A 23,017-nucleotide genomic window follows, 5' to 3' on the forward strand; every position below is an offset into this window, starting at 1 on the left:
CAGACTTTGAGCGCATCAGAATTCGAACTTCAAGAACACTTTTCAGCAAGGCAAGTCGGAGTTCCCTGAATGGATGATTCTTGCTTCGAAGTTGGTTGAGTGATCTCTTCCGGAGTGACAGGTTCGGGGATCGCGTCGGTTGGCTCTGGCTCTGGCTCTGGCTCTGGTTCTGGTGGTTTCGGGTACCATCCCGGTGGGAGCCATTTTGCTTTGTGGGCGCTGATCAAGACCGCAAGGACCAGTGATCCAGTGCTCCAGCTGACGACCGCAAGGAGTCGCGTCCCCACTGCTTCGCTTACCGCCATGTAGACCAGTATTCCTGCTTTCAATGTGAATAAAGTTCCGACGAACGCAAGCACTTTCCAATAGGCTCTTTTCTTGAGAATGAAGGCGATGGCAGCGCAGAGAACCGCGATTCCGATAACGTAAGAGAATCGAACTGCGATAGAAGTGCCACCATGACTGAAATCGAACAGCGCGAACCAGGTCGCGACGGGAGCACACGCGGCTCCGATGAACCTCAACTCGCGGGAGTTGTCATCGTCGAAGGTGAATCCGAGAATGACGCACGCGGCCCAGAGCACATGGAAGATTGCTGCGATTTTCTGAGCGGTAGTGAAAATGTCTGAAGGGACTAACAGCATTGTTAAGGAAAGTATGGCGACTCCGACCAGGCACTCTATTGTCGCCTTTCTTGCGATACCTCTAACCAGCAGTGAAATTCCGCCCACCAACAATGGCCAGATTAGCGGCGTCGTCAAAGTCTGGAATCCATGCGTTCTTGGTCCGATGACACTGAAGAGTAAGATTGACAGGAAGAGCCCGAGATGTGCGCCCCCTGCTCCTCTTAACCAAGCGACAGCGTAGAATAGTGTCAACGCGCACAGAGTGATCCAGAGCGGCGACCCGAGGGTGCTAGTCACCTGTTCAATGAATCCACTTGAGACAGGGCCCGTGGTGAACCCGAAAGCCAGTGGCAACAGCCACGGGGCGAGTTTGAGGGCTCGGCGAACCGTTTCCTTGTTGCCTCTCGATAATCCAGCTTCCAGCAGCAGGACAATCACCGCCATGCAGAGTGGCACCAGAAAATAAGGAGCCCAGATCGTGTCGAAATTGATCTGCTTGCGACTGTCGGATCCTGTGACCCAGATAGGACCGATCGGCCCGAAAGTCATCGTGACTGCGAAGGAACGAAATGCGGCCGCAATTGCCAGTGCGCCGAATGCAGTCCATGGATAAAGTGGCCAACGCCACGGGCCTCCATTGTTGTCGACATACGCCGGACCAAGTCGAGCAGCCGGCACGAGCAGCAGAAGCAACAGTCCTGCCATGATGGGAAAGCCCAACAGTGACCATTCCAGCATCTGCGGGCTACGTGTATGCAGTTCCGGTGAGTACCACCAGGGGCTGATAAAGAACAGCACCAGAAACAGATGCAATGGAAGCCGATAGAGGATTCCCATTCGCAATTGCATCCCGTGCAGAATCAACTCCGTCACGCAAATGGAAAACATGCATCCGATAAGCATCAGAAGCGCGCCGCCGGAGGAGGATTCCATCGTGACAAACAGATCATCTGCACTCACGGAGATCGCCAAAAACATCAGCAGAATGATGACCAGTATTGATCGAGCGTCTTCCCAGACCTGACCCCAGCGGACAATTTGAATGCTGATGATCGCCAGTAACGAGGTGTACCCGGCAAGAACTCCCATCATAATCCAGCAGTTGATCGCACCGATTTCCTGATGCTGGTAAATCGACCGGACCGCGTACAGCATGAAGGCGGCACTGATCACGTAGAAAGGGTTGTGGTTATACAACCATGACAGCACGGTCCGTTTGGCCGGGACAGGAGTCTCCATTACGACCTCCACTGTTGAAAGGCGAATTGAAGTGAGTCTCACGAATGTTTTCAGACAGGATTGCCGGAACGGCTGATGTGATGACTTTACTACGACCTGACGCCGCAAACTGTTGGAGGAAAAACGTCGGATTCGAAGAATTAAAAGGAGCAGGAGAATCGAGGTGGACTCTGAGGAGGGAAACCCGCTTCCACAATCAACACTCGCTGTGAGTTTTATTCCCTCTTGCGAGTGGTCACTCTCAAATGGCCAGGACTAAGATTCTCGTCAAGGAATATCATTAAAAATACTCAGTCGTCAGAGAAGCATCGACCTCCCGATTGCTCGCGGTTTGCAGGCATTCATGTGATGTTCGGGAGCACGTTCTTTGATATCATGGCAGGTAACACATCCGAGGCTTTGGTGAAGAACATCGACTTCTCACTGGCAGTTCAAGCCGAAGCTCATCTCTCAGAAATTAGAATCAGGCCAACATGTCTCATCTTGAACCCACATCGCGGAGAGAGTTTGTTCAGCGTATTGGGCTTGCCGCAGCTGGGGTGGCCTGCTTGAGTTCGTCTGGTATGCTGCACGCAGCGAACGAGTCTGCCCCAATGAATCCGGATGGGATTCTCGAAAGTTTAAGAAAAGGAAACGAACGGTTCTCAAGTGGCAAGACCCAGCTTAGTCCCCGTTTGCCAACAGACTTTGCTCAGGACGTGAAGGGACAGGCTCCGCCGGCAATCATTCTCGGATGTGCCGATTCACGAGTCCCTCCCGAGTTCGTTTTCGATCAACCAATCGGTGGGTTATTTGTACTGCGAGTCGCGGGAAACATCGTTGGCTCAGGCCCGATTCTACTGGGCAGTATCGAATTTGCGGTCGCGGAACTCGGCGCCAAACTTATTGTCGTGATGGGACATAGCAAGTGTGGCGCCTGCCAGGCAGCTATCGATCACATTGAGAATAATGACAAACTGCCTGGCTCCATCGAGGGCATGGTCGACTACATTCGCCCGGTAGTCCGCGAAGTTCAGGGGACGACCGGCGACAAGCTTGTGAACGTCACGAAGAAAAATGCAATTGCGAACGCCAAGCGTCTAGAAACACTCGGTCCGATCCTGCCCGGGCGTGTCGCCAAGGGCGAGCTCAAAATCGTCGGCGCCTATTATGAGATGTCGACCGGAAAAGTAGAATTCCTAGGGTAATGTCTCACTAGATGTCATCTGATTTTAGAGCCTGTTACGGACTCTGGCACGCTGCAGCCAGACGTTCATAACAGGCTCTACGGATTTTCTGGCTCGGGTGATTCTTCCCAGAAGATCCGCTGTCGGGTGCCCGGGGGGCGGCTGCGATCTTTGGAGAGCACGAATGGCAGGCGTGAACTTTAAGGATCATTTCTCTGGTGGATCTGCCGACTACGCTGCGTACCGTCCGGGGTATCCTGTTGAGTTGGCGGATGTGTTAGCCACGATCAGTCCAGGCCGGGACCGGGCACTTGATTGCGGATGCGGCACCGGTCAACTATCGGTTGTGCTTGCAGAGCGATTCAACGAAGTGATCGCTACGGATGCCAGTGCGACGCAGATTGAGAAGGCCCAACCGCATAAATGGGTGACATATCGCATTGCTTTGGCAGAGAATAGCGGTCTGCCTGATGCCAGTGTCGATCTCATTACGGTCGCTCAAGCAGCACATTGGTTCGATTTAGCCAGATTCTATGCTGAGGCACGCCGCGTTGCTCGCCCGCAAGCGGCCATCGCGCTCATTAGTTACGGCGTACTTCAAGTTGAAGGGACCGTCGATTGCGTTGTTCAGCACTATTACCATGAAGCCTTGAAATCATACTGGCCTGCCGAGCGACGTCATGTCGAACAAGGGTATCGCCAACTGCCATTTCCATTCCTCGAATACCAAATTCCGCAACTGATGATTGCAGTCGAGTGGCAACTCGAAGATTTAGTGGGGTATGTCGGCACGTGGTCGGCAGTCAAAGCCGCATCCAAAGCACAGGGCGTCAATTCACTCATCGAATTCCAAAAAGAGTTAATTCGCGAGTGGGGAGATCCGCAAGTCAGGCGGAGAGTGACTTGGCCTTTAATTGTTCGAGCGGGCAATATTTCTGTCTCTGTCGATGGCTGAGTGTTCGTAGAAAAGACTGGACGTTCAACTTCACACTGAAGAGTGTGCCGTGAATGGTGTGATCGAAGTCCGGCAGGTTTTTCAGCACCGAGTTTCGACGAGGTTGGGGATTTTCTCTCATCTCCATTTTCTTTATCATGAAAGCGGCAATTGCCCTTCTTTTTCTGCTCTGACAGGCGAACACGCGACCAGCAATCGAATATTCTAGTTGTTAAAGTGAGATGGCGTTCTCAATAGAAGCTAACAGGACAACTCTAAGAAATGACTAAAGCAACTCCAGTTCTCTGCCTCTTGGTTGTGTCGCTGTGGGCAAGTTCCCAAGCCTCTGCGAAAGACGTAATCGACATCGGCTCTCGTAGAGAGCTGTTTGTTGACAAGCATCTGATCGAGTCACTGTCCGGTGGGGCATCTCTTCGTCTTCACCAACCGACTCCGCAGGAGGTTGTGATCTCTCATGACGAAAGCTGGGAAGGAACAGGCTGTGGGTATCACAGCATTTTCAAAGACGGAAGCAAGTTTCGGATGTACTACAAGGCGTGGCATTTGAAGACCCTCGAAAATGGGATTGCTCCAGGTGACAACTATTTCACCTGCTATGCAGAGAGCGACGACGGCATTAAGTGGACAAAGCCGAATCTCGGGCTTCACGAAATTCGCGGAAGTAAGCAAAACAATGTGATTCTGGTTCGAGAGAAACTTGGACCGAATATCACTGACCCTGCTCATATCTCGATGTTCAAAGATGAGAACCCGGAGTGTGCTCCCGACGCGGTTTACAAAGCGATTGTGATGAGCTGCCCGCCTACAACATCGAATGGCAATGGATTGCTTCCGTTCAAGTCAGCGGACGGCATTCATTGGAAGCCAATGTCCGATGTGCCTGTGATTACCGACGGCGCATTCGATTCTCAGAATCTTGCGTTTTGGGATCCGGTCCGAAAGGAGTATCGAGCCTACTGGCGTTACTTCAAAAATTCGGTACGTGATATCAAGACGGCGACTTCAAAGGATTTCGTGAACTGGTCGAAGCCTATTGCTTTGACTTATCCAGGCGCAGCGTCAGAGCATTTGTACGTCAATCAGGTTGCACCGTATTATCGAGCGCCACATCTGTTGATTGGCTTCCCGGTGCGATATACAGAACGTCAGACAACCGAGTCGTTGGAGCATCTTCCGGATTACGAACATCGTCAAAAGCGACAGCGAACCTCTCAACGATACGGAACTGCGATCACCGATTGCCTGCTGATGGCGAGCCGTGATGGCGTTGAATTCCACCGTTGGGCCGAGTCGTTCCTGCGTCCTGGCATCCAACGCACAGGGACATGGAACTACGGTCAGCAGTACATCGCCTGGCATGCAATTGAAACACCTTCCAGCCTGCCGGGTGCTCCTCCAGAGTTGTCGCTGTATGCCACGGAAGATTATTGGCTGGGGGAAAAAGGAAGCAAGCTACGCCGATACACACTACGACTCGATGGGTTCGTTTCCGTCAATGCTCCGATGTCAGGTGGCGAGATTGTTACTAAGCCATTGACGTTCTCCGGGAAGCAATTTGAGATCAACTTCTCCAGCTCCGCTGCAGGCGGACTTCAGGTCGAGTTGCAAGATGCGAATGGCAAGCCAATCGAAGGCTTCGCGTTGAGCGATTGCCCTCCAATCTACGGGGACCAGCTGGACCGACCTGTTTCATGGAAGAACGGTGGAGACGTCTCCAGTCTCGCCGGGAAGCCAGTCAAGATCCGCTTCGTCCTGAACGACGCCGACCTCTATTCATTCCGCTTTATCGGAAACTGAAGCAGACAATTCAGAGTTTCAGCACGAGACAAAGGGGCCAGCGATTCAAACTCGTTGACCCCTACTTGTTTTAACGATGTTTAATCAAAGTAGCCTGTTGGGTGAAATCAGTGACTCAGGTTGGGGCTCTTGGACGCAGCGTTGAGATGGGATTAGAAATTTGACTCTTGGATGAAAATCGCCAAGGCCGGAGGGAATAAATGGCCAGTGCACCACTCGGTCTGCCGGGCTGGGATTGCTCAGCGTAGTCGTGGTGTGCGTCTGAGCATTACACCGATAACGTCCGCCACTCCGAGAAAGCTGGGTCTTAGGGACCCAGCCTACGAAACTCTTGGCTGGGTGGCATGTTGGCATCGCGTCAGCAGGGCGAACATGAATCAGCGTCCCACTTATGCTCAGCATGCTCATGCTGCTGTCGCGACATGAGCATGGAACTCGTTCAACTCTCCCTTAAACATGCCACCCTGCCACGCTGTTGCTTGGCTTTGACCCCTATCTTGCATATCTCTTTACACGCATCCACACCGCAAAAATTGCTACTCCCAGCAGAATAATCAAATTTATCCATATGAGAATGTGGACAGTATTGTTCTTGTTGTTCTGCTGCTTTTACTTCGCAAATCGAATTGCTTTACCAAACGGGACGTCCCCCGCTTGGTGAGAGACGTATTCAATATTTCGAATAAAGTCGCTCACGTGTGTTTCAGGAGGTGCTTCAATTGTAAATAGCGAATCGTCAATCTTGTCGAACTCGATGCGGTCTGTCTTGATTGTCCATCTGCAAGTGAGCTTTCCCCACACGTCTTCTGCTTCGTACAGTGGATCAGGGTAAAAGTCTACAACTTGAGTCTGCGGCATCCAACAGCCAGGTTTTGCTTCGATAAAGTCTTGGTTAAGAACAACACGATCAAGCGTCTGCCTGGGGCGAGATTTGTCAAAAAATATTTCTCGCTTTCGTAAGGCAAATCCCTTTTCAGGGTCGAGCCAGATTTTGTCCACACCTGGGCGTTCGATCACCAAGCAAATCACATCATCGACGACTTCGCGACCAGCGACATGATAATCCGAAGGGGCATCGCCAATTGCTTTTGGCAAAAACGGAAGACTGAACGATTTAAATTTGTGTGATTTTGCGGATGCAGGTAGAAATTGATATACGTCTAAAAAAAGATTATCCGTGTAAAGCCACCATTGGTATAGCTCACTGGTTGGTTCCCCGCCAATAACAAGATTCTTTCCATTAATTCTGGCAAACAGACCTTCTCTGTAAATTGCTTTGATGTCAGTAGGGCTTCGCAGTGGCAGGGGCGATCCTTCTAGCCACGAATACCACCATCCACCTTTTTTCCCCACAATACCGTGAAAGCCCGCCTCGCGCTTCCCGTAACGAGAAGGGGTGAATGTTTCAGATTCCACGACCCGATATTCCACCAATATGCTTTCGCTCTTCAGGATGCTATTGGCGTTGTCTGTGATTCCCCGAAGGGCCTCGTCGAGTGAAATTTCATGTGATTGTGCAGTGGCTGGCGACTCCAGCGGCTGTGCTGCGAGTAATATTTTTCCAGACAATCCCCACTCGATCCCTACTAACACCAAGGCACAAGTAAACGCCAATCGGAGTTTTCTGGTCATGTTCATGGCTTTACGTTCATGGTTTCGGTGAGGCCTGACTCGGCTTTGCTGTTCAAGTGACGTAGGACGGGGCTCTTACAACCAGTGTTGGAACGGGAGCGGCCAGGTTGACACTTGAATGAAAATCACTGAGTCCGGGGCGAATAAGTGGTCAGTGCATCACTCGGTCTGCAGGGCTTGGATCGCTCTGCTCTGTAGTGGTGTGTGTCTGAGCGGTACATTGATAATGTCCGCCACTCGGAGAGAGCTGGGTCTAAAGGACTACAAAACTACTTCGAATCTACAGAACTGTTTGCATGTTCACAATCGAAAGTTGTTGAAACCGTCGCGATTGCACCATGAAGCAAACAAGCCTGCTCACGTTGTTGGTGCAACGTGAGCAGGCTTGTGGTGTTTATTGAAAGGTGGTTCTGTTTACAGCCGAGACTGACTCACCTTCGAATTCGATTATTAGCTTGCATTAGAGCAAGTCGCGGCGGAGGTCTTCTGGGGACTTAATAGATAACAAGCCTGGGGGGACGTCGAAGGCGGTCTTGGCTCCGGTTTGATTCTGTTGGTTCATGCGGAAAGTTGCTCGTGCGTAGGCGACGAGAACGCTCGATGTGAATTCAGGGTTGCTGTCGAGTTTCAGTGAATACTCGATTACCTGATTCACTCCCTCTGATGTCACACCGCTGCGGATTACGAATCCCCCGTGAGGCATCTGTGAGTGATCTCGTTTGAGTTCTTCTTCAGAGATGAAATTCACGGTCGTATCGTAATCAGCGAAATAGTCCGGCATGGTTACGATGCTGTTTCGCACTGCTTCTGCGTCGGCCCCTTCAGCCAGTACGACGTAGCACTCGCGAGTGTGCTTTTGACGGGTGGTTAAACTTGGGCGGGCGCCACTTCTCACTTGAGAAATTGCTTCCTCAGAAGGGATCGTGTATTGCACGCCTCCCTTAACGCCAGGGACTCGACGAATGGCGTCGGAATGGCCTTGGCTCAACCCGCGTCCCCAGAATGTATAGGTGTCGCCGTCAGGGATGAGGCATTCCCCGTACAAGCGGTTGATGGAGAACATCCCTGGGTCCCAGCCGATGCAAATCAAGGCGGTCTTACCGTTTGCTTTGGCAGCGGCATCAACAGCAGCGAAGTACTCTGGGATTTTGGCGTGGGTGTCGAAGCTGTCGACCGTGTTGAACATGCTGGCGAACTGAGGACCTTGAACCGGCAGGTCTTCCTTCGATCCTCCACACAGGATCAGCACGTCGATGTCGCTCTGCATTTTTGAGAGATCGTCCATCGAAAAAGCCGGTGCAGGAGCACAGTGATCTTGAAGTTCTTCCGGCTTGCGTCGAGTGAATACTCCGACGAGAGTCATGTCTGGGTTCTTTGAAATTGCGGTCTGTACGCCGCGACCAAGGTTGCCGTAACCGGCGATCGCGATGCGGATTTTCTTGCCGTCCATTTGGGATTTCTTCTGGAATCAAATAGTGGAGCGAAACCTTTGATTGGAAAGCGGCAGTGTAACAAAATTTGGAGCGAAAATAATTCCGGCAGAACGCCTCTCTGCTCAATTGCCGACGCAAGAGTCAGCAAGAGGTGTCGTCTTATCTGACACGTCCCGAAGCTATCGGACGGTCATTATGAGGGAAGGCGGACTCGAAGAACGTTAAGAAGAGTCGCGACGTTTCCGCTAACTCGGATTCAGCAATTGCGAAGAGATTATTGCTCAGAAGAGATGTCGCGTTTCTTGACTCGCAGCAAGAGTTCGTCGGCGATGGCGTTCCAGTCGATGTTCGTTAGGGCATTCAACAGCAGTTCCCGATGAACCCCTTGCATCTTGTCGACGACGGGTTGCGATAACTGGTGGTGCATTTCCCAGGTTACTTCGTGTTTCACAATCTTGTCGAAATAAGATTCGTCACGAACGTCCGGGTTTTCTTTACGAGCCTTATCATAGGCTCGTTGTGCGAACGACATCCAATAGTCAGTGGTCGCTTTGTTCTCAAGGATGTAGTCGGCGACGGTCATGGTGTCGCTCTGAGGATCTGGCGCTTCTGGAACCGTTCCGATGTTGCGTCCAGAGACCCAATGACCCTGCCCTGGGACTGGTCCGGTCACTTCAGAATAGAACAGACCTGCGGCCGGGCTTCGGCGAGCGGTTTCACCAAGCAGATTGATGCCGATGGGCCCCTGGAAATAGTGGGCAATCGATTCCTTGATCTTCTGATCCTGAGAGACGAGCCACATCACAAGAAAGAACGCCATCATGGCGGTTACGAAGTCGGCATACGCAACTTTCCATGCGCCTCCTCCGCCCTTGGCCATTTGAGTGTTCCTTTAATGGTTCGCTAACTCTGGATCAACATTCTGGATCAGTGCTTTGATAAAGCAGATCAGTCGTCTGACTGCTTACTTCTCGACCTCTTTGTAGAGTTCTTCCATCTCCTGCACTGACGGACGAGCACTGGTTGGAACGCCACGTCGGGCTTTGTCCAACACGACTTTGGGAGTCCCACCGTCAACGAAACCGACGATTGATGAGGCGATGGTCTGGCGAAGAGTTAATTCCTCGTTGCCCATCGACTCCATGCGGCCGACGATTGGCCCGAGAACCCCGTACGACAACAGAATTCCGAGGAAGGTTCCGACAAGAGCGGCACCGACTTTGTGTCCGATCTCTTCGACCGGGCCGTCGATCGCCTGCATTGTGATCACGATGCCGAGAACCGCAGCAACGATTCCGAACCCTGGCAAGGCGTCCGCTGTGCGACTGAGCGCCCCAGTTGCTGCATGGTGCTCGTCATTCATGACGCGAATTTCAGTGTCGAGCAGATCCTGCAACTGGCTCGCCTCGGTGCCTTCTGAAGCGGCAGCAAGTGCTCCGGAGATAAACTCCATCAGATGGTGGTCTTTAGCGACTTTTGGATACTTACCAAAGACAGCGTCGTGAGAATCACTTAGCAATGATTCCCAGGCAAGCAGACCATCTCTTCGGCCAACGCGGAAGAAATGATAGAGCAACTGGAAGACTTGAATGTATGTTTGCTTCCCGGTGTTCCCGCCTTTCAACAGCGTGATCATTCCGGTCACGATGTCTTTGAGGACTTTTGTCGGAGAACTGGCGATCAGGGCTCCCAGAGCGGCCCCGCCGATAGTGACAACTTCCGATGGGTGAAGCAGCGAGTGGACATGCCCCCCCGCCATGCTGAACCCGGTCAGCACCGCACCGAGAACTATTGCGATACCAATGCAAACGACCACAACTCACCCATTCTGCAGATCAGCACCTGATGGTCTGGGTTCGAAATGGAATGTCCGAACCGAGGTGGATCGTTCATTCTTATCGGTATGAGTGTTTCGACGTCTGTGACAAAATGTGCCGAATACTCAGAATTCTGGGGTTCTCGCAGTCTGGTAACCTGTCTGGCTCGCGGGTGAGTGTTGGAAAAAGAGGAAGCGCCATCTCAGGAAGGCTCGAATCTGGGGGGCTGGGAGAACGAGTTGGATTAGGTTGTTCGGCGAACGAGTCATCTCGAAGTGACCTACGCCGGGGCCGTTAATCGTGGGGGTTTCCTGTTGAAAGCTGGATTTGTTTAGGCACCAGCCGTCAATTGGATCGGCGGCACAGCGACTGGAGAGGTCGCGTCTCGATCTGTATTCGACACAAGTGCCGCGATCGTGGGATGTTTTGCACCGGATGAGATTGAGTTGATTGAGCGAAATTCAAAAAAAAGTGGACTCAGTCCGGGAACTCGGTTCGCGAGGGATCGAATGTTCCGTAAACTCTCATTGAGAAATTGGACATTGAAGTAGCGAATTCTGTGTCGCGAGAACGTTGCTACTCGAACACATGGTCGAGCAGATCGCCGTCAGGCTGCCTGCATTTCAATCAGGGACTTGAGAGTCGTGAATCCAATTGATGAACTGACCCGACTGACGACAATCTTTTCGCCACCGGGAGCCTTGATTGAACATGCAGAACATGTTGCAGGGGCGTTGGTTCCTGAACCGTACAAGCAGTTGCTGGTGCATGAACACCATATGACTGTCAGCATGGAGCAGTTTCATGGTTGCAGTGTCAACGTGACGGTGTTGGATGAATTACTTGAAGGGGACATTTACACCAGAAAGATCGTGCTCTCACGCTCGAGTGATGGTGTGCCGGTTCAGTTCGGTCTTGTTCGTTTCAACTTTGCTTATGTGAATGCTCAGGTTCGCGAAGAACTGCTGGCCAAACAGATTCCACTTGGAAGAGTTCTGATCCAGCACAATGTCTTGCGACATATCGATCTGGGGGCCGTTCTGGAGATTAAGGCCGGACCGGAACTTGCCCAATTGCTGCAGATGCCTGAACACGGAATCACTTACGGGCGTCTGGCGACAATTTTTTGTAACCGAATGCCTGCTGTTGATCTGCTGGAAATTTCGTCTCAACTGCCAGTCACGGCGACACCGTCAAGTTGATTCAGGTGAGTTGGTTTGCGTTCATACGACCACAGGACGAATCGTGGTGTGTGATCCCTGCTTTGCAGGTTGCGAATCAATTTTCTTGTAGAAATAGAAAGCTGCACGGAGTTGGGAACTAGGCGGGTTTGAGAATTCAGGCCGCTGCGGAATTTCAATCATTCTGCCGAACTCTCTCGAATGCCGGAACTGTTCCCTGTATGATTCTGCGGTCTGCGCAGCGCTCCATGTTCGACAGGCGATTGTGGTCTTCATCTCAAAATTGAAGATGTTGAGATCCGTCATCGCTTTGTGTTGCCAATCAACGAATTGCAGGATTTCCAACAGGTTTCCACATTGGTGTTCTGCCCGTGGAATGTGTCTTATGGCACGCTGTTTATATCGCTGCGAACATGTCTTTCAGTGACCGCCAAACCTACTGGTCTGATATCCATATGGACTTACAGCTCTCTCTCGGATTTAACGGTTCAAGTACTCCTGAGACTCGAAAGAACCATCGCGCGGACTTATTAAGATATGTGAATCTGAAGTTGGCAGCGAATAAACTCCCGATTGCGCCAGAAGCCGGCGGAGCGGAACTCGTTCGCCTGGCTGGTGGATTGCTGGCGAACTTTCAGGAAAAGACTCGCTTGCTGGCATCGAAGCAACGATGCCCTGTTGATACGCGCATCGAACGATATCTCAACACACATTTTTCGGACATCGTTGATCCCGCCGATCCGATTCAGTTGCCGGGGCACTCGCTGATTCTTGACCGTCACGGGATCGCCAGGAAACTTTCGATTCCTGCCGACAGTGACACGTTCGTTTCTGAATACGTTAACTCATACAAGGTCAGAAACGGGGTTCTTCATAACCCGCGCGCTGACCGCCGCACTACCGTCGGGACCTTTCACGTTGTTGAAGGAGGACTTCCCTTCCCCGGCGACAAGCGTGGAGTGCCGCGCGAAGCATTTGTGAAAATGCTGAAGCAGGCATTTCTGCCGCCTGAATCGTTGCTCACTCTGCCATTTACTTCCAATCAGGAAGTTCCCGGCAAGACGTGGGTTTCCCTGTTATTGCGTCCGCTCGTTTGCCCTGAAGTCCCGGGATGGACTCCAGCGAAAACGATGGAAGTTCGCTTCTTCGCTCCGGGGTCGCTTGTCAGCAATCTTGATTTCGTGGAATCAATCTTTGGGAATGCCGGTGACCCGTTCATCCCCGGGAACGATGCCGCATTGGATGTTGAGCATTGGACCGGACATACCGGGTGCGTCATCCTTGCTCCACATGTCCTGCAGATGACAAAGAAGGAGTTGGGGCTGCCGCATATCAGTCAGGCAACTGAACGTCAGATTCAGGACCGGATGTGCTATGAAGATGAATCTGAGCTCTATAACGATGGCGATGCATTCAAGGTGACGTGTCGTACAACCGAAGGGGTGATTGTAACCCTGATTGCAGATAACTATTACGGTTACTGCAAGAAGGAAGTGAAAACGCAGATCAGTTACGCCGCGAATCTGATGGGGGGAGCCGAAGAAGAACACTCTGGTGGGGCTCTGGTGTTTCCAAGCTGGAGTCTGGGAGAAAGCTTCCAGTTCAACAGCCGACGCTACAACGGAGCGACGTTTGCAGACGTTGTCCGTGAATACGGCCACATCATGGATCTCCAGCCGGAAGGCTACGGGATCGACCGCGCTCACCCGGATCTGTTTTACATTCCAGAGAATGCATTGGCAGATTTACGGGCACAGAACATTACCTGGTTACACAACGGAATTCGGCATGAAATTCCGTTGCTCCCCGGCCAGGTTTACATGGGCCCATCCGGCTATCGAGTGCGCATGGAGAAGCATCCGAACGCTCCTTCATGGCGTCTGATTGGAACAGGGAGTGAAGGACTCTTCTGCCATAAGCCATGTACTGTTTCCGGCGGTGGAAAGAGCGAGATCAGCAAGTCCCTGATCGACTACATGGAATACGGGTCGATTTTCGTTTCTGATTTCGACGAAGACATTCAAATGGTTCGCGAGATCTTCAATCGCGACTATTCCAACCGCTGGGCCAATGAGTTACCTCCAGATGGGAGTGTGCGTCGACCAAGCCGCTCTGTTCTCAGCACCGAACGGTCACTTGGAAGCGTGATCAAGCTGCTGACTCCATCGGATGAGTTCACTGAAGAATACAATCAATGGCTCTCGTCGATTCCGAGCCATGTCTATGCAATTGTCTTTGCGATCAAGCGGTTCCAGCGTCCGGATTGGGGTACTGACTGGGAGTCTCATTTCTCGGTCGACTATGTGAACGGAAACCCCGGCCACGAATTGAAGCTGGACGACCGAAAACTGGTCGGGACCTATCTGCGGGTCGGATTTGGAAACGAGAAGCAATGGCGATTGTTCAAGGTTCGACAGGACTTTGCCGCTGCATTCAAAGTCCAGACGGAAGACGACATCACCGCGTCAACTGTGGTGCCAAAACATGTTCTCTCAGGATTGTCTGAGGAGATGAAAGCAGCTGACACGATCGGCGTGAAGTTCTCAGAGAACTGTGAATACCGGTTGTTTCAGCGACCGGACGACGCGATTCACCGCGGCTTCGATAAACAGGCAGAAGCGGATCTGGCTCGTGAAGATGTCAACTTCATCTCGAACTTCGAACCGCTCGATAAGAAGTCGGTTGACGACATGCTGGCGAAGGTTGTCGACTTCGACGCCTTCACTCCGCCGATGAAGAGGCTGCTGCGGTCTGTCGAGAAGGCGGATAGCGGCTATATCGTCTGCTCCGATAACCCGCGCCGTGTGGGAGGGGTGCCAAGCAAGAATCCGCGTTATCTTCAGGACCGCCCTGACATGGTCAATCCACTTGACCGATATGTGGCGGATATGGGAACGCGTCTGTTCCGACGAATTCCGAAAGACAAATGGGCGCCGTTGCCTGTGACCTCCATACTGTCAGGGCGTCGCAATAACCCGCCGGAGAAAGAAAAGGGAATTCGCAGCCTCGCTGTTTACAACCCGATTCATTATCAGGAACTGCCTGAACTGTTCATGGATTATATCTGCTCTTTGACGGGCAAGAGTCCATCTACCACAGCAGCCGGAAGCGAAGGCGCTCTCACTAAGGGGCCATTCAATGCACTGCGTCCAACAGCAGATTTAAACACCGCACTGGTGAGTATGATCCTGACCGGAATACCGGGGTTCTCAACCGCCGCTGGTCACGTCGGTTCCTATTGCCGGTTTGATCACGATATCAGTTTGCTGGTGCCGGAAGTCTGGTGCCGACTCTCTGCCGAAGAGCGTGATCCGAAGTTCCTGATCAAGAATCGACTGCTGGAGCCGTTAAAAGACATCACGTTGGAAGATGGCACCGTCGTGCCGGCCCGACGTCTGGGATACCGCATCACGAAGCGATTTATCAGTCGGTATTTCGGTCGTGTCTTCGATAACCCGGCGACGATCTTTGATGAGCGAATTCTGAAACCGGAAACGCAGGACCAAGACGCGTTTACGGATGGTGTTCAGTACATCATGGAAGCCTATGAGCGAGTCGCCAAACGGTATTTCGATGATCAGTCCGTCGAAGAAGCCTGCCCACCGTTGAAGGCACTGCTACACATCATGGCCTTTGGTCATTATGAAGGAAAAGACGAACGCGATCCCGCAATCCGAGCGCTGTTTGATCGCGAAGCCGTGTTGCAGAGTGACTGGTATCGGGAACGGCTGAAGGTTCGACAGACTCGCGAAATTGCGCTGTGGCAACATCACCTCGCAGCTGTTTCCACTTATTTGGAAACTCAGGTGGGAGTTGATGAAGTGTTCCAGAAGGAACTTCAGGCACGCCAGGAATTTGCGAAGGAAAAACTGAATCAGGTTTCCCAGCCGGAATATCTTGAGACTCTAGTGGGATCACTGGGGGCAGATCCGCTGGGGAACTGATCTGGGTTTAAGTCTTGGCGCGATTGTTCACGGTGCAGCGGGCACAGGCAGACTCGCAGGACCGGAGAGTTGACTCAACAAGAGTTGATTTCTCCGGTCGCTGCAACTTGACGCACCCGTATCAGTTCTCAAAGATGTACTTTTGAGACTTGTGTCAAAGTGGTGACCCTGTTTCCGCAGTGCAGACTTTAAATTCTTCGTTCTTGTAAGGATGCTGCACGTAATGCGGGGGGGGGGATCTGTCTCAACCCCGTTCGGGATTCCACTCGATTGAGTCTTTCGTCCAAGGACACATCGCAGCATGAACAACCCTATCCCAGCGCTGTTGTTTGGTGGCTTTTTACTCGTGACCGGGATCGTCATGCTGGTGATTCAGCGTAAAGGCTGGACACAATTGCAGGGAACCGGAGTTCCACAGCGCGAGTTGAAGTACCAACGCCGCCAGTATCTGAGGCGGTCGCAAATTGCCGGGATGATTCTGTTGATCGGAGCCATGATTCCTCTGGGAGATTCGCTGATTCCCTGGGAGAAAGCGCCGGGAACATTTGCTGTCTACTGGATGATCGTCCTCATTCTTGCGATGTGGACCGGACTACTAGGAATCGGTGATCTCGTGTCGACTCGGCTTCATGGTTCTGACGAATTGAATCGACTTCATCGTCAGGAAATGCAACTGCGTGACGCTGCGGATCGCCTTCAGAACAAGAACGGGGCGCCCACGTCTCGGCACAAGAGTTAGCCTCGAATCTGAAAATGTGCGGTGGCGATATCAGGAACAGCACTCTGCAAATGTGGATATTCCGCTGCTTGAACGTCAGATGACCATGAGATCCGCAGTCGAGTCGTTGTTCGGTCTATCGGAGAATGGTGATGGAGAGCTCGCAAGCCGATGATATTCCGGATTGCCGACTGTATGTCCCGGATCAGGACGGAATTCAGGTCGGAGTTTCGAAGGCGGGCGATCGGGTCTACTGTTTCGGCAAGAATCCCGGCGATGACTTCTACCATTCGATTCTGGAAGGCGAAGTTTATCTCCAGCGTGGACAAGAGGTTTTCTGCCTCCGCTGTGCTTTGCGACAGGAATTTCTGACAACCGACCGTCTGTACTGGCAGCATCGACGGAAAAAATAGGCTTTTCACGTCAGATTCTGCGGCTTTCTGCAGTTCGCCAGCGAGTTTGCCCGGCTTTCTTTTAACCGGCAGTGCCGATTTAGTAAGATAGCCTTTGGTACTCGATCGGGATGGCTGATTTCCTGTCTCGACCGAGTCGTCACGCATGCGTCTCGAAGTGTCGAGTTGCTGGTAATTGTCGCCCTATTTTCTGAAGTGAACCTGATCCATGCCGACGTCTTCTCGATTCGTGCGATTGGGGGCTCCTGCCCTGTTGACTGGACTCCTGCTGGGTTGCCCACCAAAAGTGGACAAAATTCCTCCTGCCAAAAGTTCAGAATCTGCTCCTGTCGACTCTGAAACGCCTCCTGGATCAGAGGAAGTGATGAAGAACACGGCTCCGGCAGCGGCCAAACCGGACGCACCGAAGGCGGAGGAGAAGCCTGCTGCAGCGACTCAGAACGAAGAAGATGTGAAGGCGCTGGCAGATGCTGGTGTTCAATTCACCAAGAACAAAGAAGGTCTTGTCACAGCAGCGGACTGCAAAAACGCCGCAGTGACAGATGAACTCGCAAAGCACTTTGCCGGGCTCCCTGCTCTGTCTGTTTTAAGCCTGGAAAATGCTCAGGTGACAAACGCCGGGTTGAGCTTTCTGGAAGGCACACCACAGCTTAAGGAACTGAACCTCCGCCGTTGCACCAATGTCGACGATGCTGGTCTGGTTGCGCTGAAGTACGTACCGAATCTCGAACGTCTTCTATTGTTGTACACTCGTGTTACAAGTGCCGGGTTGGAACAGGTCGCTCAACTGAAGAAGCTGCGATTGCTCGATCTGCGCGGGTGTATGCAGGTGGGCGACGCCGGATTGGCGCACCTGACCGGGCTTTCTGAACTGATCGAAATCAAACTGCGTTCCTATTCCGTGACAGATGCAGGGATGAAGTCGCTTGGCGAGTTGAAGAAACTCCGTGGGATTTCTCTTGAAGATTGCGGAGTTGGTGACGCCGGGATGGAAGCGCTGAAGCCATTGAAGGACTTGCGCAGCTTGAACGTCATGCGTACGGTCGTTGGCGACAAGGGGCTTGCTGCCTTTGCTGAGATGGCTTTGACTGAACTCAACCTGCGTGACACTGCAGTGACTGGTTCAGGTCTGTCAGCATTGACCTCCGCAAAAGGGACTTTGAAATCACTTGATGTCAGCGAAATCCGTATCAGCAATGAAGGTCTCGCGCCGATTGCTGAGTTCACCAAGTTGGAATCGCTCAACCTGTGGAACGGCAGCCTCAACGATGAGGGGATCGCGTTGCTCGCTCCGTTGACCGAGTTGAAGAATATCAATCTGGAATCCTGCCGTGAGGTGACTTCTGATAGTGCAGACCACCTTGTGAAGTTCACCAAGCTCGAATCGATCAACCTTGCAGAGACAGGTTTCGATGATGCTGGTCTGCAGATTCTGACTGGCTTGAAGAACCTGAAGAACATCACGGTCAGCCGCTCCGGAATTACCGACGCCGGGATCGCGAAGTTCAAAGAAGCACTGCCGAACTGCCAAGTGAAGCAGTAATCGTCTTATGTTGATGTGCGCATTGCGGGGAGGTTCATCAGGATCCTTCCCGCAATCATTTTAGACCGGTTCGGTCTCTCATTTTTTCGACAGTCTGAATCTTGGATTGTCCGTATTTTATTTGGTGGAACAATGTCCACAGATCAGCTTGATCTCCAATCTGACCGAACTTGTCGTTTGATTACCTTGGGGTGTAAGGTCAATCAGTACGAAACTCAGCTTGTCAAAGAAGCACTCGAAAAGAACGGGTTTCGAGAAGCTGAAGACGGGGAAAATGCAGACCTGTGCGTCGTGAACACCTGCACGGTGACGGGGGAAGGTGATTCCAAGTCTCGCAAGTTGATTCGCCAGCTGGCGCGTCAGAACCCAGGGACACGGACGATTGTCATGGGGTGCTATGCGACGCGAGATCCCCGGGAAGTGGAAAAGCTTCCAGGAGTCTTCGAGGTTGTGACCGACAAACGCGAACTCCCAGACGTCCTTGCACGTCAGGGAGTTCACGATATCCCCAATGGAATCAGCTATTTCGAAGGGCGTAAACGGGCATATGTGAAAGTGCAGGATGGGTGCATGTTGCGTTGCACCTACTGCATCATTCCACAAGTTCGACCTGGCCTGCAAAGTCGTTCACCGGAAGAGATTGAGCAGGAAGTCCGCCGGCTCATTGAGAACGGCCATAAAGAAATCGTCATCACGGGAATCCATGTCGGACACTATGGCGTCGATACAACTCGGAAGAAGTCTGGCCTTCCTCCGTTTCGCCTGTGGCATCTGTTTCGTCAATTGGACAAGATTCCCGGCAATTGGCGGATGCGACTTTCCAGTATCGAGGCCAATGAAGTCGACGACGATTTCATGAAGGCGGCCGCGGATTGTGAGCACCTGTGTCCCCAGTTTCACCCTGCACTTCAGAGTGGATCAAATGGGGTTCTGGCGAGAATGCGTCGACGTTATCGGGTGGAAAAGTATCTCGACAAGCTCGACCGGATGCGGCAGATTATTCCCAATGTCGCCTATACGACAGATGTGATTGTGGGCTTTCCGGGAGAAACGGACGCCGAGTTCGAAGAGACGTTGCGGACCTGCGAACTCGCCCAGTTCATGAAGATTCATCAGTTCCCGTTCAGTCCGCGTCGAAGTACACCTGCGGCAACTTATCCTGATCAGGTTCACCCTGATGTTCGAAAAGAACGCATGGCTCGACTTTCCGTTCTGGAACGGGATCTGGCGGAACGATACTATGCAAAGCACGTTGGCAACCCATTACAGGTACTTGTTGAACGTGTTTGTGACGAGCAAGATGGGATGGTGGCTGGAACCGACCGGCATTACATCCCTGTTTGTGTACCAGGGACTGCGGCTGACTTAGGAACGTTTGTCATGGGCGTCGGCACGCAACCAACCCGCGAGTACCTGTTGGCGCAAAGGTGAATTGTATGAAGTCGAGCTTTTTCAAGGTTCAGCAGCACGGCGAAATCGCTGTTCTGTCGCTGTTGCAGCCAAGATTAAGTGAGGAAGAGAACCTCGAAGAACTCGACTTTGAATTGCATGCACTCGTCGAAAAGTGCCAGGTTCATAACGTGATTATCGATCTGTCTGTCGTGACGTATTTGACGAGTACAGCAATCGGAAAGTTGATCAGCCTTCATCGCCGCATGGCTCGTCAAGACGGCCAACTGGTGCTGTGCTCGCTCCAGTCAGGAGTTGTAGACATCCTGACTGCGAGCCATTTACTTGATTACTTTCGCGTCGTGCCTGCGCAAAAAGACGCACTGGCTTTGTTTTCCTGACTTCTGGACCGGATTGATATGTTACAGGCGGACCGCCCTGCTCCATTGATTGCCATTGAAGGAATCGATGGCGCTGGCAAAGGAACTCAGGCTGCACTTCTTCAGAAAAGACTGATTGCTGCTGGCTATCGTTCTGAATTACTGAGCTTTCCGAGATATCAGTCCACTTTCTTCGGTGCGAGGATCGGCGACTTTCTCAACGGAAAGTTTGGGACGCTCGAACAATTACCACCATTTCTGGTCTCGTTGCTGTTTGCTGGAGACCGATTCGAATCGCGCGGAACGCTGACTGAAGCACAACACCGCAACGACATTGTCGTACTGGATCGCTACGTCGCTTCCAACATCGGCCATCAGGCGGCCAAGGCTCCTGCTTCGGAACGAACTCAGCTGCGCGAATGGATTGAACACATTGAGTACGGGATCTTCGGGCTTCCGAAACCGGGGTTGGTCGTTCTGCTCGACATTCCTGTCGAAACGTCTCAGCAACTGATCCGCAAGAAGCAGGCAAGGAGCTATACGGATCAAGTTACGGATTTGCAGGAGTCTGATACTGTTTATCTGTCTGCGGTTCGTGAGGTTTATCTGGCGTTGGCGGAGAAATCGCCTGATTGGGTTGTCGTGCCTGTCACGACCAATGGTGAGTTGAGAACGGTGGAAGAGATCTCAGATGAGATCTGGAATCGTCTTCAAACCGCGGGCCTTCTTCCTCTTGTCTGATTCTGCGTCGCAAATGTGTCTCAGCTCGAATGAACAGTTTGCAGTGTTCTCCCGCTGAGGCATGTACTCCTGACACATGCACAACGGATTGACTGATATGACGGCCTTGAATGTGAAGCGACTGCTGATTGACCAGCCAATGTCGGGTGCATTCAACATGGCTGTGGACGAACATCTATTAAATGCTGGTTTACAGGGGACGGCTGCACTCCGGCTTTATGAATGGGATGCGCCAACCGTTTCACTCGGTCATTTTCAAGCGGCTCAGGGACAGTTTGTTCCCCCGCGTTTTGCGGATCTGGCGGTCGTGAAGCGTTTGTCGGGAGGGGGAGCAATTTTGCATCATGCAGAATTGACTTACTCGTGTGTGCTCCCGACCTGGCATCCGGTCACGCGAGACCCAGGGCAGTTATATGATCTGATTCACGAAGTGATTATCGAAGTGTTAACGCAACATGGCGTCACCTGTCGAATGCGTGGGGATGAGGCCTTTCCCGACCAGTCGTTTCTGTGCTTCTCACGAGGAGATTCAAGAGATATTGTGATGGGATCTCACAAGATCGTTGGCAGTGCTCAACGCCGACGACAGGGAGTGGTTCTGCAGCATGGAAGCATCCTGCTCAGGCAGTCAGAGTTCGCTCCGGAGTTCCCTGGGGTTTACGAACTGTCAGGCAAGGATTTGACAGCTTCTCAACTGATCCCGTCATTGGTGTCAGGGATTAGCCAGAGGTTGAATCTTGAGTTTGTTTCGGACTTACTGACGAATGACGAGTTGCAACAGATTGCCTCTAGAATCAATGTTGGTGTTCAGGCTTGATTAAAATAGAGTGGGTATCGAGTCCCCGGCGTGATGTTGGCTACGAACTCGATTTGTCTGACATGCGCCATTCTGGATACCAAATCGCATCAGTTACGCCAGTGTGAGAGACTTATGACAGAACGTATGGTGTCAGTGACTCATTCGCGTAAAAAGGTGCTCATTACCGGGATCACTGGACAGGATGGATCTTACCTGGCCGAGTTTCTGGCTGGACAGGACGTTGAAATCTGGGGGCTGGCTCGCCGTCCGGTTGAACGAGACAGCTGGATTGATCATCTCATCTCTAAAAACTCAGAGGGCAATTCCCCACGAGTGAATCTGGTCATTGCCGACCTTTGTGACTCGGAATCGATTCGGCAGGCGTTGAGTTTGATTCGCCCAGACGAGATCTATCACCTTGCAGCTCAGACTCAGGTGGCCAACTCGTTTCAGAATGCGGCATTGACGGCTGATACAACCGCGATGGGCACATTGCGCTTTCTGGAAGCAATTGTTGAGCATTGCCCTCAGACTCGATTTTATCATGCCTCTTCTGCTGAAGTGTTTGGGGATGCACAAGAGTCGCCACAACGAGAAACGACGCCATTTAACCCACGAAATCCGTATGGGGTTTCAAAGGTCTTTGCAACGCAGCTTGTGCGTTGTTATCGCGATTACTACGGCCTGTTTGCAGTCAATGGAATCAGTTACAACCACGAGTCGCCAAGGCGCGGGGCCTCGTTTGTGACGCGAAAAATTACGCAGGCGGCTGCTCGGATTTCACTGAATCGTCAGGATTGTCTGACGCTGGGGAATCTCGACGCGCAGCGTGACTGGGGGTTTGCTGGCGACTATGTGAAGTTGATGTGGCAAAGCCTGCAAATGGAACAGCCGAAGGATTATGTTCTTGCGACCGGCGTCACCCATTCCGTTCGGGAATTCTGCACCCATGCATTCAACTATGTGGGGCGGCCACTGACCTGGCATGGATCCGAACTGAACGAAGTCGGAAAAGATGAAAATGGCGTCATCCGAGTTCGGGTGGGGCCACAGTTTTACCGTCCTGCGGACCCCTTGGTTCTGGTGGGGGATCCGACGAGAGCCAAGCAGGATTTACAGTGGAAATCCGAGGTCTCATTCCAGCAATTGGTCGAGATGATGAGTCTGGCCGATCTGGAACGTGAACGGCGACTGGTCACAAACGGAAATCAATTCTGAGTGAGTTCGCTTGTGGCGTGACGACG

At 52.1% G+C, this 23,017-nt stretch carries 18 protein-coding genes; 13 read left to right on the forward strand and 5 right to left on the reverse strand.

Features of this window, described 5'->3' with window-relative positions:
• Nucleotides 1-29: 29 nt before the first annotated feature.
• The gene (locus SH527x_RS01385; RefSeq protein WP_437192863.1) at nt 30-1,865 is read right to left on the reverse strand and encodes a hypothetical protein; all 1,836 of its coding nucleotides are present in this window, start codon (nt 1,863-1,865) and stop codon (nt 30-32) included.
• 473 nt (nt 1,866-2,338) lie between these two features.
• Here SH527x_RS01385 and SH527x_RS01390 point away from each other — a divergent pair, with 473 nt between their 5' ends.
• The 3 genes from SH527x_RS01390 to SH527x_RS01400 all read left to right on the forward strand — a co-directional run bounded on the left by SH527x_RS01390 (nt 2,339) and on the right by SH527x_RS01400 (nt 5,783).
• Nucleotides 2,339-3,052 carry a carbonic anhydrase gene (locus SH527x_RS01390; protein WP_437192864.1) on the forward strand — a complete coding sequence of 238 codons (714 nt, stop codon included), beginning with the start codon at nt 2,339-2,341 and terminating at the stop codon, nt 3,050-3,052.
• A 163-nt stretch (nt 3,053-3,215) separates the two neighbouring features.
• On the forward strand, nt 3,216-3,986 hold the full coding sequence (locus SH527x_RS01395) for a class I SAM-dependent methyltransferase (protein WP_437192865.1): 771 nt from the start codon (nt 3,216-3,218) through the stop codon (nt 3,984-3,986).
• Between the two features lie 261 nt (nt 3,987-4,247).
• Complete coding sequence (locus SH527x_RS01400; protein WP_437192866.1) at nt 4,248-5,783, forward strand: hypothetical protein; 1,536 nt, start codon at nt 4,248-4,250, stop codon at nt 5,781-5,783.
• A gap of 609 nt (nt 5,784-6,392) precedes the next feature.
• Here the strand turns inward: SH527x_RS01400 and SH527x_RS01405 are convergent.
• From SH527x_RS01405 to SH527x_RS01420, 4 genes are all read right to left on the reverse strand, one after another.
• On the reverse strand, nt 6,393-7,415 hold the full coding sequence (locus SH527x_RS01405; protein ID WP_437192867.1) for a hypothetical protein: 1,023 nt from the start codon (nt 7,413-7,415) through the stop codon (nt 6,393-6,395).
• Between the two features lie 460 nt (nt 7,416-7,875).
• Nucleotides 7,876-8,865 (reverse strand): diaminopimelate dehydrogenase, encoded by a 990-nt coding sequence (locus SH527x_RS01410; RefSeq protein ID WP_437192868.1) that lies wholly within the window; start codon nt 8,863-8,865, stop codon nt 7,876-7,878.
• A gap of 257 nt (nt 8,866-9,122) precedes the next feature.
• On the reverse strand, nt 9,123-9,728 hold the full coding sequence (locus SH527x_RS01415) for a flagellar motor protein MotB (RefSeq protein ID WP_437192869.1): 606 nt from the start codon (nt 9,726-9,728) through the stop codon (nt 9,123-9,125).
• A gap of 84 nt (nt 9,729-9,812) precedes the next feature.
• Nucleotides 9,813-10,664: a motility-associated protein gene (locus tag SH527x_RS01420; protein ID WP_437192870.1), complete on the reverse strand. Its 852-nt coding sequence runs from the start codon at nt 10,662-10,664 to the stop codon at nt 9,813-9,815.
• Nucleotides 10,665-11,309: 645 nt separating this feature from the next.
• Here SH527x_RS01420 and SH527x_RS01425 point away from each other — a divergent pair.
• The 10 genes from SH527x_RS01425 to SH527x_RS01470 all read left to right on the forward strand — a co-directional run bounded on the left by SH527x_RS01425 (nt 11,310) and on the right by SH527x_RS01470 (nt 22,991).
• Complete coding sequence (locus SH527x_RS01425; RefSeq protein ID WP_437192871.1) at nt 11,310-11,867, forward strand: hypothetical protein; 558 nt, start codon at nt 11,310-11,312, stop codon at nt 11,865-11,867.
• A gap of 350 nt (nt 11,868-12,217) precedes the next feature.
• Nucleotides 12,218-15,790: a hypothetical protein gene (locus SH527x_RS01430; RefSeq protein WP_437192872.1), complete on the forward strand. Its 3,573-nt coding sequence runs from the start codon at nt 12,218-12,220 to the stop codon at nt 15,788-15,790.
• 301 nt (nt 15,791-16,091) lie between these two features.
• A complete protein-coding gene (locus tag SH527x_RS01435) occupies nt 16,092-16,529 on the forward strand; it encodes a hypothetical protein (protein WP_437192873.1) in 438 nt (145 codons plus the stop codon).
• 131 nt (nt 16,530-16,660) lie between these two features.
• A complete protein-coding gene (locus SH527x_RS01440; RefSeq protein ID WP_437192874.1) occupies nt 16,661-16,921 on the forward strand; it encodes a hypothetical protein in 261 nt (86 codons plus the stop codon).
• Nucleotides 16,922-17,129: 208 nt separating this feature from the next.
• Entirely contained in the window at nt 17,130-18,464 is a 1,335-nt protein-coding gene (locus SH527x_RS01445) for a leucine-rich repeat domain-containing protein (protein ID WP_437192875.1), read from the forward strand.
• A 132-nt stretch (nt 18,465-18,596) separates the two neighbouring features.
• Nucleotides 18,597-19,895, forward strand: a complete 1,299-nt coding sequence (mtaB, locus tag SH527x_RS01450; protein WP_437192876.1) for a tRNA (N(6)-L-threonylcarbamoyladenosine(37)-C(2))-methylthiotransferase MtaB — start codon at nt 18,597-18,599, stop codon at nt 19,893-19,895.
• A 5-nt stretch (nt 19,896-19,900) separates the two neighbouring features.
• Entirely contained in the window at nt 19,901-20,254 is a 354-nt protein-coding gene (locus SH527x_RS01455) for an STAS domain-containing protein (protein WP_437192877.1), read from the forward strand.
• Between the two features lie 18 nt (nt 20,255-20,272).
• Nucleotides 20,273-20,974 carry a thymidylate kinase gene (locus SH527x_RS01460; RefSeq protein WP_437192878.1) on the forward strand — a complete coding sequence of 234 codons (702 nt, stop codon included), beginning with the start codon at nt 20,273-20,275 and terminating at the stop codon, nt 20,972-20,974.
• A gap of 97 nt (nt 20,975-21,071) precedes the next feature.
• Nucleotides 21,072-21,791 carry a lipoate--protein ligase family protein gene (locus tag SH527x_RS01465; protein WP_437192879.1) on the forward strand — a complete coding sequence of 240 codons (720 nt, stop codon included), beginning with the start codon at nt 21,072-21,074 and terminating at the stop codon, nt 21,789-21,791.
• A gap of 114 nt (nt 21,792-21,905) precedes the next feature.
• Nucleotides 21,906-22,991, forward strand: coding sequence for a GDP-mannose 4,6-dehydratase (locus SH527x_RS01470; RefSeq protein ID WP_437192880.1), 1,086 nt, complete (start codon nt 21,906-21,908; stop codon nt 22,989-22,991).
• The last annotated feature ends 26 nt before the right edge of the window (nt 22,992-23,017 follow it).

The organism is Planctomicrobium limosum (assembly GCF_051465645.1).
In the GTDB taxonomy this organism is placed as follows: domain Bacteria; phylum Planctomycetota; class Planctomycetia; order Planctomycetales; family Planctomycetaceae; genus Planctomicrobium.

What these genes read in the sequence shown, in the direction of transcription:
- SH527x_RS01385 (WP_437192863.1), bottom strand. Translation starts at nt 1,865, where the DNA reads ATGGAGACTCCTGTCCCGGCCAAACGGACCGTGCTGTCATGGTTGTAT.
- SH527x_RS01390 (WP_437192864.1), top strand. Translation starts at nt 2,339, where the DNA reads ATGTCTCATCTTGAACCCACATCGCGGAGAGAGTTTGTTCAGCGTATT.
- SH527x_RS01395 (WP_437192865.1), top strand. Translation starts at nt 3,216, where the DNA reads ATGGCAGGCGTGAACTTTAAGGATCATTTCTCTGGTGGATCTGCCGAC.
- SH527x_RS01400 (WP_437192866.1), top strand. Translation starts at nt 4,248, where the DNA reads ATGACTAAAGCAACTCCAGTTCTCTGCCTCTTGGTTGTGTCGCTGTGG.
- SH527x_RS01405 (WP_437192867.1), bottom strand. Translation starts at nt 7,415, where the DNA reads ATGACCAGAAAACTCCGATTGGCGTTTACTTGTGCCTTGGTGTTAGTA.
- SH527x_RS01410 (WP_437192868.1), bottom strand. Translation starts at nt 8,865, where the DNA reads ATGGACGGCAAGAAAATCCGCATCGCGATCGCCGGTTACGGCAACCTT.
- SH527x_RS01415 (WP_437192869.1), bottom strand. Translation starts at nt 9,728, where the DNA reads ATGGCCAAGGGCGGAGGAGGCGCATGGAAAGTTGCGTATGCCGACTTC.
- SH527x_RS01435 (WP_437192873.1), top strand. Translation starts at nt 16,092, where the DNA reads ATGAACAACCCTATCCCAGCGCTGTTGTTTGGTGGCTTTTTACTCGTG.
- SH527x_RS01440 (WP_437192874.1), top strand. Translation starts at nt 16,661, where the DNA reads ATGGAGAGCTCGCAAGCCGATGATATTCCGGATTGCCGACTGTATGTC.
- SH527x_RS01445 (WP_437192875.1), top strand. Translation starts at nt 17,130, where the DNA reads ATGCCGACGTCTTCTCGATTCGTGCGATTGGGGGCTCCTGCCCTGTTG.
- mtaB (WP_437192876.1), top strand. Translation starts at nt 18,597, where the DNA reads ATGTCCACAGATCAGCTTGATCTCCAATCTGACCGAACTTGTCGTTTG.
- SH527x_RS01455 (WP_437192877.1), top strand. Translation starts at nt 19,901, where the DNA reads ATGAAGTCGAGCTTTTTCAAGGTTCAGCAGCACGGCGAAATCGCTGTT.
- SH527x_RS01460 (WP_437192878.1), top strand. Translation starts at nt 20,273, where the DNA reads ATGTTACAGGCGGACCGCCCTGCTCCATTGATTGCCATTGAAGGAATC.
- SH527x_RS01465 (WP_437192879.1), top strand. Translation starts at nt 21,072, where the DNA reads ATGACGGCCTTGAATGTGAAGCGACTGCTGATTGACCAGCCAATGTCG.
- SH527x_RS01470 (WP_437192880.1), top strand. Translation starts at nt 21,906, where the DNA reads ATGACAGAACGTATGGTGTCAGTGACTCATTCGCGTAAAAAGGTGCTC.